General features: G+C 32.0%; 12 protein-coding genes. 11 read left to right on the top strand and 1 reads right to left on the bottom strand.

The window, feature by feature from the left end; all coding sequences use genetic code 11:
- The first annotated feature begins 20 nt into the window (after positions 1 to 20).
- The 11 genes from A6754_RS20385 (at position 21) to A6754_RS20335 (ending at position 14,515) form a co-directional block, all read left to right on the top strand.
- Entirely contained in the window at positions 21 to 3,359 is a 3,339-nt protein-coding gene (locus A6754_RS20385) for a DEAD/DEAH box helicase family protein (RefSeq protein ID WP_180320250.1), read from the top strand.
- Positions 3,360 to 3,527: 168 nt separating this feature from the next.
- Complete coding sequence (locus tag A6754_RS23070; RefSeq protein WP_066450227.1) at positions 3,528 to 4,028, top strand: hypothetical protein; 501 nt, start codon at positions 3,528 to 3,530, stop codon at positions 4,026 to 4,028.
- Between the two features lie 409 nt (positions 4,029 to 4,437).
- A complete protein-coding gene (locus tag A6754_RS20375; protein ID WP_066450226.1) occupies positions 4,438 to 6,039 on the top strand; it encodes an ATP-dependent nuclease in 1,602 nt (533 codons plus the stop codon).
- The gene (locus tag A6754_RS20370; protein WP_082851769.1) at positions 6,023 to 7,135 is read left to right on the top strand and encodes a DEAD/DEAH box helicase; all 1,113 of its coding nucleotides are present in this window, start codon (positions 6,023 to 6,025) and stop codon (positions 7,133 to 7,135) included. Before A6754_RS20375 ends, A6754_RS20370 begins: the two co-directional genes overlap by 17 nt.
- A gap of 14 nt (positions 7,136 to 7,149) precedes the next feature.
- Positions 7,150 to 7,545 (top strand): hypothetical protein, encoded by a 396-nt coding sequence (locus tag A6754_RS20365; protein ID WP_066450225.1) that lies wholly within the window; start codon positions 7,150 to 7,152, stop codon positions 7,543 to 7,545.
- Positions 7,546 to 7,595: 50 nt separating this feature from the next.
- Positions 7,596 to 8,192: a hypothetical protein gene (locus A6754_RS20360; RefSeq protein ID WP_066450224.1), complete on the top strand. Its 597-nt coding sequence runs from the start codon at positions 7,596 to 7,598 to the stop codon at positions 8,190 to 8,192.
- On the top strand, positions 8,179 to 9,228 hold the full coding sequence (locus A6754_RS20355) for a DUF262 domain-containing protein (RefSeq protein WP_066450221.1): 1,050 nt from the start codon (positions 8,179 to 8,181) through the stop codon (positions 9,226 to 9,228). The genes A6754_RS20360 and A6754_RS20355 overlap by 14 nt, the downstream gene beginning before the upstream one ends.
- A 314-nt stretch (positions 9,229 to 9,542) precedes the next feature.
- Entirely contained in the window at positions 9,543 to 10,154 is a 612-nt protein-coding gene (locus A6754_RS20350) for a DUF1643 domain-containing protein (protein ID WP_066450219.1), read from the top strand.
- Between the two features lie 45 nt (positions 10,155 to 10,199).
- On the top strand, positions 10,200 to 11,012 hold the full coding sequence (locus tag A6754_RS20345; RefSeq protein ID WP_066450216.1) for a hypothetical protein: 813 nt from the start codon (positions 10,200 to 10,202) through the stop codon (positions 11,010 to 11,012).
- A 315-nt stretch (positions 11,013 to 11,327) separates the two neighbouring features.
- A complete protein-coding gene (locus tag A6754_RS20340; protein ID WP_066450208.1) occupies positions 11,328 to 12,665 on the top strand; it encodes a DUF262 domain-containing protein in 1,338 nt (445 codons plus the stop codon).
- On the top strand, positions 12,662 to 14,515 hold the full coding sequence (locus A6754_RS20335) for a GmrSD restriction endonuclease domain-containing protein (RefSeq protein WP_066450205.1): 1,854 nt from the start codon (positions 12,662 to 12,664) through the stop codon (positions 14,513 to 14,515). The genes A6754_RS20340 and A6754_RS20335 overlap by 4 nt, the downstream gene beginning before the upstream one ends.
- Positions 14,516 to 15,142: 627 nt before the next feature.
- Here the strand turns inward: A6754_RS20335 and A6754_RS20330 are convergent.
- Positions 15,143 to 15,814, bottom strand: a complete 672-nt coding sequence (locus tag A6754_RS20330; RefSeq protein ID WP_066450203.1) for a DUF3885 domain-containing protein — start codon at positions 15,812 to 15,814, stop codon at positions 15,143 to 15,145.
- Between the last annotated feature and the right edge of the window lie 64 nt (positions 15,815 to 15,878).

Below are 15,878 nucleotides of genomic sequence, written 5' to 3'. Positions count from 1 at the left end.
CTCGTAAAGGAGTTGATGTGATGTCGAATTTTGGATTTTTGCAGGAGAAACAAGCATTTAGTAGCTTTACCAATGCTTGTTTAGAAGCAGAAAAAGCGATGCAAGTTAGTCCAGCGACGTGTGCGATTTTATCGCGCCGCGCGCTGGAGTTAGCGGTGAAATGGGTGTATCAGTTTGACCAAGATGTAAAGATTCCATATCAAGATAATTTATCAAGCTTAATTCATGATAGACATTTCCTAGCCATTATTGATGAAGAATTGTTGCCGATATTGAAATATGTTGTGAAGTTAGGCAATGCAGCTGTGCATACAAATGTTGCAATTACACGAGATGAAGCGGTTTTATCATTACACAATTTACATCAATTTATTTCATGGATTGATTATTGTTATGCAGAGGAATTTACATCATCGGAATTTAATGAATCTCTTCTTTATACATCGGAGTACAAGCGTGAACGACCGGAAGAACTTCACGATTTATATGAAAAACTAAGTGCAAAAGACCAGAGTCTAGAAGAGTTGCGTAAACAAAATGAAGAACTTCGTAAGGAGTTAACAGCGAACCGAGTTATGCAACAAGAAGAATATCAGTTTCAAGTCGATGAAATATCAGAGTTTGAAACACGGAAACGTTATATTGACCTAGACTTGAAATTAGCAGGCTGGGAAATCGCTAAAAATGTGCTTGAGGAATATCCAGTGCGAGGAATGCCGAACAACACCGGGGAAGGCTTTGTTGACTATGTGTTACTTGGGACAAACGGTAAAGTGTTAGCAGTTGTCGAAGCAAAACGGACTTCGAGAGATGCAAAAGTTGGTCGTCAGCAAGCTAAGCTGTATGCAGATTGTATTGAACAAGCCCAGCAAATTCGACCAGTTATTTACTATACGAATGGCTTTGAAACCCATATTTGGCATGATGAATATCCTGCTCGCAGTACATCTGGATTTTATACTCAAGATGAATTACAACTTATCATTGATCGCCGAAAGTTGAAGAAACCATTAGTCAATATTGAAATTAATGATGACATAACTAATCGTTATTATCAAAAGGAAGCAATATTGGCTGTTTGTGATGCATTCAGTCATAACGGGCGTAAAGCATTACTCGTCATGGCAACAGGAAGTGGGAAAACTCGTACTGCCATTTCATTAGTGGATGTACTAACGAGGCATCATTGGATTAAAAATGTGTTATTTTTAGCGGATCGTAAGTCACTTGTTAAGCAAGCATTCCGTAACTTTAACACACTCTTACCGAACTTGTCTTTAAGTAATATGCTTGAGAAAAAGTCGAATCCAGAGGATGCGCGGATGGTTTTTTCAACATATCCAACGATGATGAACTCGATTGATGAAGTGAAAAGTAAAGATGGAAACCGTTTATTTACGGTCGGTCATTTCGATTTAATCATTATCGATGAATCTCACCGCTCGATTTATCAAAAGTATAAAAGTATTTTTGACTATTTTGATGGGATGCTTGTTGGGTTAACCGCAACACCAAAGGATGAACTGGATAAAAACACATATACGATTTTTGATTTAGAAAATGGCGTACCTACTTTTGCCTATGAGCTGTCAAAAGCAGTAGAAGACGAGTATTTAGTTGATTATCGCACACGTGAGACAACATTAAAGATTTTAGATGATGGGATTCGTTATGATGATTTATCAAAAGAAGAGCAAGAAGAATTTGAAGAAATTTTTGAAGATGAGCCACAGGTAAAAGATATCGACAGTGCTGCGATAAATCAATTTGTCTTTAATAAAAATACAATTGATCACGTTCTGCAAGATGTTATGGAACACGGCATTAAAGTAGAAGGCGGCGATAAACTAGGAAAGACAATTATATTTGCGAAAAATCATAAGCACGCTCTAGCAATTAAAGAGCGTTTCGATTTGAAATTCCCTGAATTCGGTGGCAGTTTTGCAGAAGTTATTGATTACAGCGTGGAATATTACCAAACGTTGATTGATGACTTTTCAGATAAAAATAAAATGCCACAAATTGCGATTTCGGTTGATATGCTTGATACAGGAATTGATGTACCAGAAGTTGTAAATCTCGTTTTCTTCAAAAAAGTTCGTTCTAAAACGAAATTCTGGCAAATGATTGGTCGCGGTACACGTTTGTGTGAGGATTTATTTGGTCCGGGAATGGATAAAGAGTATTTCCTGATTTTTGATTATTTGCGAAACTTTGAGTATTTTCGTGCCAATGAAAAAGGAGAAGAATCGAAAGTCACACAAACCCTTACAGAAAAGTTGTTTAACTCAAAGGTGGATATTGTTCGTGAGTTGCAAGATGTTCAGTATCAAGTACAGCCCTATTCTGAATACCGTCAGCAGTTAATAAAAGAAATATTGGCTGATATACGTGCATTAAACGATGAAAATTTCCGAGTGCGTCAATATTTGCAATACGTGCATAAGTATCAAAACGCAGACAACTGGCAAGCTTTATCCGTTGTTCAGACTAACGAAGTAAAAGAAAATATTTCACCGTTAATAGCACCACTTGATGATGATGAATTAGCCAAGCGTTTTGACTTATTAATGTTAACAATAGAATTGGCACAATTGCAGTCAAACAATGCAACTAAACCTATTCGTCGAGTTGTTGATACAGCAGAGGCACTTTCTAAATTAGGAACAATTCCATCAGTAGAAGCACAAAAAGAAATTATTGATGAAGTGCGAACAAGTGAGTTTTGGCAAGAAGCCTCGATAGCAGATTTAGAAAAAGTACGTGAGGCCTTGCGTGATTTAATTCGCTATATTGAGCGTACCCAACAGAAAATTTATTACACTGATTTTAAAGATGAAGTAATGGAAGTAAGAGAAAACGAGTCGATTTTAAATGTGAATGATCTTCAAAGCTATCGTAAAAAGGTCGAACATTATTTAAAAGAACATCAACATGAAGACACATTAGCAATCTATAAACTTCGTAATAATAAGCCATTAACTAAACAAGATATTGAGTACTTAGAGCAAATTCTATGGAATGAACTAGGCTCTAAAGAACAGTATGAAAAAGATTTTGGTGATACACCAATAACAAAACTTGTTCGGAAAATCGTTGGACTAGACCGAAAAGCAGCTGTTGAAGCTTTCTCTAAATTCTTATCAGAAGAAAATCTAAATCTACAACAAACTCGATTTGTCGAATTAATTATCGATTATGTAGTGAAAAACGGAACTCTTGGGCGTCAAGCTTTACAACAGGATCCTTTTACAACATTAGGCGGGATAACAGTCGTGTTCAAAGACCAACTACCAAAAGCAAAAGGGATTTTGGATATTATTGATATGATTAATCGTAATGCAGAGGGGATTTCTTGAGTAGTAACCCAAGCTGACAGCTACAACAGAAAACCCAATCTATAGTTACCTTTTTTAAGACACCTTTGATATGTTTATTAGGGTGTCTATTTTTATCTTAGAAAACAAAACTTCTTGCATAAAGCAACACTCTAAATTAAAAATCATTCTGGAAGGATGAAGCACATTATGAGAGACCCTAATAGAATTAAGAGAATATTAACCCTGCTCCAGAAGATATGGGAACACCAAGCCGATGTGAGGTTTAATCAATTAATTTCAAACTTACAAAGTCTCTATTCTCAAGAAAATAACAGTTTTGGTCGTAGAGAAGTATATACTAAAAACTTTATTGACCTAGAGAAAACATCTTACCTAGACTTTTTCTACCTTGAGGATGATAAGTGGGAGGAATTTCTGACCTCATATTGGTCAAGTATTGAACAAGAATTAATGCTACGAAGAGAGGAAATTAATGTGGATAAGATTGAAGAAGTAATAAGGCTCTTCATTGAAGCAGGGATTGAGAGTGAGCAGATTACGATTCCCTTTAAAGAAAACCTAAAAGCGTTTTTTGTTCAAGAAAGTAGATGGTTAACGGTTGAAGCAATAGTAAATCTGGTTCGAAACTTTTCACAAAATGAGAGAATAGAACTTTTTGAAAAGGTAAAGCGATATTCTGATATGTAATTACGGCAATGTATACAAAATAAAAACAGAAGGAGTATTTTTGTCCCCTTCTGTCTTTGACATACAGATTGCACTAACAATTATATGATTGCCAAATGAATGAGAAAATAATCCACTTCTCATTTCCTTTTAATAAGGTTTGGATAGGTGTCTCCCCTTTAATCTTATATAAGACATCCTTGCAATCATCTTCTAATCTTCTATTTGCTAAAAAAGGACTTATCTCGAAAAACTACGGTACATTTTTTCTTTGTAAAATGAATTGTGAAAAAATTATCGCAATTTGTAGAATTAATAGATGGAAAATTATACAATTATATTAAATGACAATTACATAAAATGGTGCTGCATTACAACCATTTCTCTAGAAGATTCCATACTTTAAGATTCAAGAAAGTGGTGAGTTACAGTGATTAATAGAATCATAATAAAAAACTATAAATCAATTCAAAACTTGGATTTAAGATTGAATGATACTATGAACATCCTTGTAGGAAATAATGAGCAAGGTAAATCTACTATTTTGGAAGCAATTAACTTGGCCTTAACTGGTTTACTCCATCGGCGGAGTATACATAACGAGTTAAATCCATTTATTTTTAATAAAGAGATTGTTAATAGGTATATTTGTGATGTTAAACGGGGTAGCAGAGAAAAACCACCACATATATTAATAGAAATTTATATCCAAGAGAATGAACAAACATCGCATTTAAAAGGAACAATCAATTCAGTTAGAGAGAATGCTTGTGGTGTAAAGTTAGAAATTGAGTTTAATGAAGAATACTCTGAAGAATATGAGCATTATATTGAATCCACATCTGATATTTATAATGTTCCAATTGAGTACTATAAGGTTAGTTGGCATTCTTTTGCATCTAATGCCATCACCAGCCGAAACGTCCCTGTAAAATGCATCCTTATTGATACTACTGAAGGAAAAACATGGAATGGTCCTGATAGGTATATATCTAATGTTATTGGTAGCACATTGGATTCCAAACAACGTGCAGCTCTAAATTTCCATTTTAGAGATATTAAAGAGCAATTTTCTAGTATTGAAGCAATCTCGGAGTTGAATACGGCGCTATCTCAAAGAACGGGAGAAATATCGGAAAAGAATCTGGCAATTTCTTTAGATATTTCTCAAAAAAACGGTTGGGAATCTAACCTCATTGCTTATTTAGATAGTATACCGTTTGATTTAATAGGAAAAGGTGAACAGAATTCAATTAAACTAAAATTGTCGCTAGAAGCTAGTGAAAACGATGCTCATGTTGTATTAATTGAAGAGCCAGAAAATCACCTATCATTCACAAATCTGAATAAACTAGTAGACCAAATTTCTAGTAAGTGCGAAGGGAAGCAGATTGTATTAACAACCCATAGTAATTATGTATTAAATAAATTGGGGTTAGATAAGGTAATTCTTATTAATAACGGTAATCATATGACCTTAACAGATTTAAATGAAGATACATATGAGTATTTCAAAAAACTTCCGGGCTACGACACTCTCCGATTATTGTTATCGGAAAAAGCGATTCTAGTGGAAGGACCTTCTGATGAACTTATCGTTCAAAAGGCATACCTACAAAAGTACAATAAATTGCCTATTCATGATGGCATAGACGTAATAACCGTAAGAGGGTTATCATTTAAACGTTTTCTTGAAATTGCTGATAAATTAAAAAAGCAAGTTGCTGTAGTTACTGATAACGACGGGAATGTAGAACAAAATATAAAAAATAAGTATAGTGAGTATTTATCTCATCCAACAATTAAAATCTGTCACAGCACTGATGAGACATTAAAAACACTGGAACCTCAGTTGGTTGCAGTAAATGAAATTCAAAGAATGAATAATATCCTAGGAAAAGAGTTTTCTACAAAAGACGATTTAATAAAATATATGACTGCTTCTGGCAATAAAAATGAATGTGCTTTGAGGATTTTTGACACAGAGGAAGTAATTGTAATACCGGAGTATATAAATGAAGCTATTGAATAATACAGTAATAATTGCTGCCGCTGGTTCAGGAAAAACATCAGATTTAGTTAAAAGAGCTAAGGAATGTAATGATAAAAAAATCTTAATAACAACATTTACTATCGATAACACAGAAGAGATTAAAAACAAGTTTTATCAAGATTTGGGGTTTATTCCCCCCAATGTTACTATACAAACTTGGTTCTCGTTCTTACTAAGAGAATGCGTAAGACCGTATCAAAACTTCTTGTATGATGAAAAGCGAATTGAGAATATCGAGTTCGTAAATGGTATGTCAGTGCCGTTCGTCCCAAGAAGAGATACTAAGAGATACTATCTCCGGGAAGGCAAGTATATTTACACGGATAAAATATGTGAATTTGTGCTTAATGTAAATTTACTATCAAAAGGCATGGTAATTAGCCGTCTAGAAAATATGTATGATCTAATAATGATAGATGAAGTTCAGGATTTAGCAGGATCGGACTTAGACTTTCTATACCTGTTATTATTCTCCAAGATCAACACAATTTTGGTGGGAGACAATAGACAAGCTACACTGTTCACGAACAACGGGAGAAAGAACAAGAAATACAAAGGGACCCGTATATTTAATTTATTTTCCGAGTGGGAAAAACAAAAGATTTGTTCAATTTACTATAAGACGGAGTGCCATAGAGGTAACCAATTAATATGCGATGTAGCCGATTCACTTTACCCTGAAATGCCCCAAACCACTTCAACAAACAAACTTATAACCGGTCATGATGGTGTGTTTTATATTAAAAGTCGTGACCTACAGAAATATATAAAAAAATATAAGCCAGTAGTTTTGAGATATGATAAAAGGACAAAATGTCCAGATTATTTATTTCCTCTAAACTTCGGAAAATCTAAGGGACTAACTTTTGAAAGAGTTGTTATTTTAGTTAATGGGCCGATACAAAAATTCTTACAAAATGATTACCTTGCAGTAAGTAGTCCGAAGTCTAAGGCTGGTTTATATGTTGCAATAACTAGAGCAAAATACAGTGTAACGTTCGTAACAGACCAAAAGGTAGTTTCAAACAAGTATGTAGCCGAATTCATTTTGGAAAAAGAATTAATCGTTAATTAAGGAGGAAGTAATTATTGGTTGCTTTTGATTGGGAATGTCCGGAATTTAAACTATTTAGTACAACAAATCTTGAAAACAACGTAAATGCAGATAAACTATTTGTAAGTTTTTTAGTGGAAGTTGAAAAGCAACGGAAAGATATTACCAAAACATTTACTATACAAGAAATAGCAAATATTATTGCAAAGGGAACAGCAGGGATTAACAATTATTCAACTTATGGTTTTTCATTTATGAGTATGCTGAGTGGTCAAAAGAATAGAGATTATTTTATTTTCGAGAATAAAGAACTAAGAGATGAGTTCACCTCATTATGTAATAATAATGTTGACAGAGATAACTATTATTGGAAGAAACATTGTTTAAATGAGAGGGTTAGGATAAACCCAAAATACTTGAAAAATATCTAACTCGTTTTTCTACAGAAAGTACAGTAATCATTTTATAAAGGAGATAAGAAATGTCTTTATTATTAGAGGAAAAAAAGTCAATCTTATCTAAAGATATAGATGAAATTTATAACGAAGATTTACTAGGAAGTCATGCTTTTTGTTTTGGCGATATACCTACCGTTGAATCAATAAAAAAATATGACTCTTTTAAAATAAGCGTAGCTAATCTTTTAGGTGTACATAAGAATGATATTAATATATTTGGAAGTGCAAAAATAGGTTATAGTTTAAATCCTGAAAAGGAATTAAAAGATTTTAATGAAGACTCAGATATTGATATAGCTATCGTTAGTTCAAATATTTATAGAACATTTAGGGATGCGTATTTGGAGGAATTTTACTCTGGTAGGTTTAAATATTACAAGCATAAACAAGTAACAAGTGCTATATTTAGAAAGTTTATTATTTTTGATGGGTTTTCTGAAAAGAACTCTGAATATAGAAATTGGCTAGAGAAGACAGGTGAATTTGAGGCAATTATTCAATTGGAATATGAATTAAATAATGAAATAAACTATAGGATATTTGAAACATGGGATGCAGTGGAATATTATTACAAAAAATCTATTAATGAATGTAAGGTGAAGTTCTGTGAGAATAATTGAAAAGATATCTAACGAAAATAGAACTGTAAAGAATTTGGTGGATGATAGAAGATCAGGTAACCTAATTGTTGATCAGTCATTTCAAAGAAACTATGTTTGGGGTCCGAAGGATCAAGTTAAATTAATCGAAACGATTTTATTAGGGTATTCAATCCCTGAAATTTATTTATATAACCAAACTGTTAACCCAGATACTGGAGATATGACTACTAGCATAATAGATGGTCAACAAAGAATTGGGGCAGTTTATGATTATATTAATGATGAATTTTCCTTAAATGCAAGGTATTTATCAAATTCATCAAGCTCATACGCCAATAAAATGTTTAGTGAATTAACTGTAGAAGAAAAAAAGATTATTTGGAGCTACCCTTTTACGGCGAGAGTTATTAATTTCAATATAGAGAGAGAATATATTGTTGAACTTTTTTTAAGATTAAATGCTACTGATAAAACATTAAATCCTCAAGAATTAAGAAACGCCGAATTTAATGGTGAGTTTATTAAACAAGCTGAAAAAATATCAAATTTTAACTTTTGGAAGGAAATCTTTTCCTCATCAAGAATTCGCAGGATGGCAGATATTGAATTTATAAGTCAAATTTTGATATATTTTCGTTTTGGAATTGATAGTGACTTAAATCAAACAGCTATTAATAAGGCATATGACACATTTAATGAAATTTATGAGAAAAAAGATGAGGACTTTAATCGCTTTAAAGCAATAATTTATGTATTAGAAGAGTTATCAAAAAGTAAGGTCATTTTAGATTTTATGAAGAAAGTTACACACCTTTATACGATTATTATCGTGGTCGATTATTTAACTAATATAAAGAATATTAATATATTACAAGAGAGTGTTATGTTAAAAAATATAGAAGAATTTTCATATTATGTAATTGGCGATGAACGACATAAAGATAATGCAGTGTTAAACGAATACTTAGAATTATCTCTTGAAGGAACAAGGAGAAAAAGTAATCGCCTAAGAAGAATTAACTTAATGAAAAAATTTGTGTTAGAAGGATTCTAGAAATAGATTAGATACTAAATGCATTATTGTACCAATATAAACTATTGTGCTTTTAAGTATAACCAGCATCCTTCATGTAATGGGTATCTTGTGAAAAATATGAACACCATATCAGTTGCTACACAATAGATACCTAAAAAAGAAACCAAATATTGATTAAGGGTAAAAGGTGTAGCAGAAGTAGCTACTTCAGTACTAATGTTAAATAAAAGGAAAAAGTAATTATCTATAAATAATTTTGTATCAAATTTTATTCTCTTACAGAATATTTTATTTTTTTGTAGTACAGCAGATTCATAAGAGAGGGGAACAATTTGTCCAAAGATTATCCTTCCTATGTAAAAGTTTCTAAAATTAAACCAGTAAAGAATACCTATTATAGAGTTTCGTTAGAGATTCAAAATAGTCTTCAATCTAATAATCATAAAACAGTGGTAATAATGATGAATCCTAGTGCAGCCGATGCCAATAATTCAGATGAAACTGTTAACAAAGTAATTAAGGCTTTACGTACAATCTCTGAAACAATTTATATTTTAAACTTATTTCCATTCTATGAGCCTAATTCTAAAAAATTAGGGGATCTAGTAAAAAAAAAGACTAACATACATATAGTTAATCAAAATAAAGTAGCAATCTCCCAAGCAATTAAAAATGCCGATAAAATAATTTTTGCATGGGGAGATGTTCCGAAAGGATTATCAGCTAAATTACATAATGAACGTGTGAAATCTGTAATTGATATTGTTAATTTATATAATAAAGAAAATTGTCTTTATGTTTTCAACTATATTCAAAAAAATAAATTAAAATTTATTTCTAAGAAAAAGCGACCACTACACCCTAGCAGAAAAAATATTCATAGCTTAAAAAGTATTAAATCGTATTATTTTAGACGAAGTTTATTGAACTTAGAATTTGATTAAAAAATTTGACACATCAATTGGAAATATGTAAATAGGAGAATAATAATGACTGGAGCAAATGGGTTTGGTTCAAAAAGCAAAGTAATTGCTTGGGGATTATTGATAACTACAGTACTTGTAATTAGCTGGTTTTTACTTAAAACTATTGATAACGGTGTTGATCAAAATAATATCTATTATATCTTTAGCACTAGCGCTCAAACCTTAGCGGCACTAGTTGGTTTCGTATTAACAGCTTACATCTTTACTCATCAAAATCTCAGAAATATAAAAGAATCAGATGAGACATTGGCAGAAATCGTTGAAACAACTATAAATAAGTATTATAAATTAATATTCATCTTATCATGCTACACTGCTATAACATTAATTTGTGATATCTTAATGTTACAGTTGAATAAAATTGCCTATTGGAATTATAGACCATTTTTATTTTGTTTTTTTTCTATGCTTAATATTTTGGGCATTCTATTTGCTTTCGTTATTGCTTTGTATATTCTTAAACCATTTAGGGATAAAGAGTTGGCGAAAGAAATATTTAATCAAGAAACAGCTGGCGTTGATAGACCTGTAAGAGCAGGCGAATTTATAGAAAAATTTATAGAGTTAGAAAAACTTATAACTAATAGCACAGAGGAAATTCATTTTAAAGAGCAAAAAAGATGGCCCACTTTACGTGAAAGGTCACAACTTCTGTATATTCGGGAAAAAATTAACAAACAAGAATTGGACGAGTTACTACGAGTGATAAAATTTCGAAATTTGGTAGTTCATGGTCAAGTAACTAATATTGAAAGTGATATTTATGAATCGTTAAATAGGTTACTAAGTGATTTGAAGGAAAGATTGGGTAGTTAATAAAATAGAAAGATAAAGAACGGAATCATTAATCAGCGAACTTGGGGAAAGCTTCTTTTTTATTTAATGAGTAACGTGGAAATAGAGATTTTATTAGTGATAAGTCATATATAGAGGTGGTAGCACTGCTGGTTAGTGAATAGAAATATGTACCCTCAAAAACGCTGTATATATTCAATGTTTTGAGGGTTTTGTATCTTTGGGGAAGCATCTTTGAAGAGTGTTTGTTTTGAATTAAATATAACGGACGGCTTAAACTAGTTTGAATTTGATATAATCTTATATATATAAATTATTTAAAAGGAAGGCATCTGAATGAGCCAACAAGTAGAAACTTCCGTAATAAACTTAAAGGAATTGTTAGAACTTAATTTGTCTATTCCAGAATATCAAAGACCATATACATGGACCGAAAAGAATGTCGTCCAGCTTCTAGAAGATGTCATAAAGTTCTCTAAGTATCCTGAATATCGAATTGGAACAATTATTTTACATAAAAATAAGAGATTAGATATTGTTGATGGACAGCAACGTATTATTACCAGCCTTCTTATCACTAGATTTTTAGAATCTAAGGATACACTAAAACTAACTAAACTAGAAATTCCTATGCACGAAAATACTAATGAGAATGTCAAAAATAATTTCAATATAATTGAAGATTATTTCGACAGAAATCCTAAAGCAAAAGAAATTCTTGAAGATTATTTTTTAGAAAATTGTACAGTTATGGTTTTAAAGTTGAGCAAATTAGATGAGGCATTTCAATTATTTGATTCTTCCAATAACCGTGGAAAAGCGTTGTATCCTACTGATTTATTAAAAGCCTACCATTTGCGAGAATTAACAGGAAACGAAGAGAAAAAACTAGAGATGGTTGAGTTATGGGAAAACATTAAACCTGAGCATATCTATATACTATTTTCTGATTATTTCTTTAGAATTAAACAGTGGTCAAGGAATAAACCTGTTAAAGATGTAGGTTTCACGAATAATGATATTGATTTGTTCAAGGGAGTAAGTGAAGCAGATGATAACAAACATAATAATTGGTCGAAATCGCTATTAATGGCTAAGAATTTTGTAGATATGTATAATAGGCAAAATCAAACAATGATTGAATTTAAAGCGATGCAGCCTTTGAAGTATCCCTTCCAGATTGATCAACCAATAATTAATGGAGAGTACTTCTTTAAATTTGTAGATTACTATTATTCTTTAGCTAAACGTTTGGGATTTCTAGAAGGGGAAAAACAAAGTGTGACTGAATCAACTGAATTTGTTAAGTTAGTCAACAAATTGGAAAAACATAATTATTTCAGATATGTAGTTTCTTTGTATAAAACTGCGGTGTTATATGCAGTAGATAAATTTTCTGATGAAGAAATCGAGTCAATTGAAAAGATATGTTTTAAATATGCTTTTTATCCACGTTTCGACTTCCTACAAGTACAAAAGAAAACGATTAATAAATTTGTGGTTGATAGCGATGCAGGTATTGATAACTTCTTTAATCATATAAATGAATCGTATTCCATAAGTAATGTCCTTCATTTTGAGATAAAGACAAAAGAAAATCTTAATAACTCACAGAAAATGAAAGATAAATGGGGAGAAGTATATAACAAATTCTTTAAAGGCGGTAACAAATGAAAGAGAAAGAGTTTAGTATAAAGGATATATTTACCGGTAACTACAAAATTCCTATTTATCAAAGAGCGTATGCTTGGAGCGATAAAGAAATAGAAACTCTTGTTGATGACATCTATGATTATTATTCTCTTGGTACTTATCAAAATTATTATATTGGTTCACTTGTCGTTCACAAGGATAATGAAGAAAAGGAAAATGTCATTGATGGACAACAACGACTAACAACAATGTCCTTACTCATATGTTATTTAAAAAATGAATCAAACTATAAAGATTTTGTGAAGGATATCAATGTTAATCTTGAGTTTGAAAGTAGGAAACGATCCACTGATATTTTTAAGTATTTAAAAAAGAACTACGAAAAAATAATCGATGAATCAAATGAATTAGTTGAAGGCTATAGAATTTTGAAAAAGAAATTAAAGAGCGAGAAATATGACGAAGGATATTTTCGGTATTTGATTAATAATGTGATTCTGATTAAAAATGAATTGCCAAAAGATACGGATCTTAACCATTATTTTGAGATCATGAATAACCGTGGAGAGCAACTTGAAAAGCACGAAATTGTGAAAGCTCATTTGATGGGAGTTCTAGATGAATCCGATGTTATAGGTCGTAAGGTTATTTCAGAAGTTTGGAACGCTTGCCAGCGATTAGACAAATATGTACAAATAGGGTTTAAACCGATTATTCGCAAGAGGATTTTTGGCGAAAGATGGAATGAATTTATTCCAAAGGATTATTCTTCAATGAAAAAAATGTTTGAAGAAGCCAACGAAAATGGAAAATCATTTGCAAAATCTATAACAATTGATGAGATTATTCAGATGGATAATACAGAAAAAGGACAAAATGAGAAATCACAAACAAATGACGATGATACTGGAAGATATCATTCCATTATTAATTTCCCTAATTTCCTGTTGCATGTATTGAAATTGTTCAAGGGTGACAGTTTTGACTGGAGAAATGAGTCTGAGGGGATTTCTCTGGATGACAAGAAGTTAATCGGTCAGTTTAAAACTAATATCTATAACGTTAAAGATGTCGAAGGCTTTGTTTACATGCTGTTGAAAACACGATATGTTTTTGATAATTATGTTATTAAAACGGATCATATGAATGATGCTACTGATGATAACTCTAATTGGAGTTTGCATAAACCTTATATGTTGAAAAACAAAGGTAGTAATAAGTTATCTCCGCGTAATACTTTTTATAATGATAAGAATACGCAAGAAATTGTGGTCAAAATTGAGTCTATGTTCCAAGTGACAGATCCACGTCAAATTTATAAAACCTTCCTTTTTGGAATTCTGAGGATATTGAACTCATGGATTGAGTATAAAGATGAAAAACAGCTTGTAGATCAACTGATTACTTTTGCAAAAGAACGTTTTAAAGCATTGACTGTTAAGGATAGAGTCTATGATAGCGGTGTTTATACACCAAACTATATCTTTAATTTCTTAGATTTCGTCCTTTGGTATCAACAAAAATTTGAAGGCAAAGAACATGGAATTAAAGCGAATGAATTTGAATTTAAGTATAGGAATTCAGTAGAACATTTTTACCCTCAAAATCCTAATCAGGCTGAGAATCATGAACGAATCGACAATGAATATCTTAATAACTTTGGCAACCTTTGTATCATGGCACGAAGGCATAACTCTCTCCGTTCAAACCTAATGCCATCTGCTAAAATCAAAGAATTTAGCTCAACGAGTCAGAGCTTGAAATTTGAACGGATGGAAAAACTTGCTAAAAAGAATGATGATTGGAATGTATATGAAATCATTCAGCATGAGACTGAGATGAAAAAAATACTATCAGAATTTATTTCTTAGGAACTTGTGAGCATATAAATAAATTTCATGATGGCAGCTGCTTTGCTGATAAGTCATTATATGTACAAATGGAAGCCATGTCCCTGTTCAATAAGTTGGTTTAAGCCCCAAAAGTTTGAGTTATAAGACTAATTTATGGAGCTAACCATATTCTTGCAAAGTATAATAAGGTAAACACCACTACACCAATCTATCTGCCATCACCATCCAAGCCATGTGGAGTGCGTGGCATTAATAGAATTAAGATGTAACCCAATAATAAACTCCTGTGCCACATAACAAACCTCTCCATCTTTTTTCGTCTTTTGGGAACACATCCAGCACGAACAATGAACTTTCCCTTTTGCGAAATATCCAGGAAAGCGAGATTGCCGACCTAAATGTTTGGCAATCTTTATTTTACGCTGAATCACTCTTTTCCGATGATGTCGAAAATAGGAACGACTACGATTTTTTTTGATGTGGTTTCATTTGCCATCACACTCCTTGGGAAATGGCTTAGCCTGTAAAAGTCCCCAAAGGAAAATTAGACCCTTACAGGCAGAGCCTGATGGCAAGAAATGTGGTGAGAAGGTCCAAGTTAATCACCTCTTGTAGATGTTTTTCTTTAATTATACAACAAATGGATTATTTGAATATCTTATCAATCTGTTCTCGGTCATAGTCTAAAATCCAATCATTTAGTTCTTCATAAAGTGAATGTAAATCTTCTTTGTTTGAGGCGATAACGTCACAGCCTCGGTCATCATATAGATGGTAAATCATTTTCTTTGTAACATTTACAAAATAAATATCAATACCAGGGCGGTAAAACCCTTTTAGAATTTGGGATGGATGTGGAAAATCCTCATAACTAATAGCAGTTAAGAGCGGTTTATAACGAATGTCGCTCTTTTCACAGGACAGAGCAAATCGGTGCGTGACCATTTCTTCATAATCTTCACCGTCTTCATCTTCCCAAAAAACACTTGGTAACACCCTATGTTGCAGTTTTCGTCTTAATTCCTTGTCTTTTATATATTTTTGATAGACCTTTGTTGGTCTCTTTTGTAAAAAGGTATCGTTCTTCTCACAATGAATGTCTGTGACCAGTAACATTTCATCGGTATCATGAAAAACTTTATTGAATATGCCATTAATTCTTTCTTCGATTTGCTGAAGATTGTTCTTATCTTCATGTTGTACCCAGGGCATAGAAATTTCAAAACGGATACCATATTCCCATGAATAAAATAGGGGCGGTCTTAGAGTAAGGTTATCAAAATGCTCTTTCATAAATTGGGATAAAAAGTTTATCATATTGTTCCTCCAAATATATGGTTAATAATTGCGTACTTTATAAAAATAGGATTTGAGGTAATAT

This window comes from Cytobacillus gottheilii, from assembly GCF_001636345.1.
Taxonomy (GTDB): domain Bacteria; phylum Bacillota; class Bacilli; order Bacillales; family Cytobacillaceae; genus Cytobacillus; species Cytobacillus gottheilii.
Note: the sequence above shows the minus strand (reverse complement) of the source record. Positions and strands in the feature narration are given on the sequence as shown.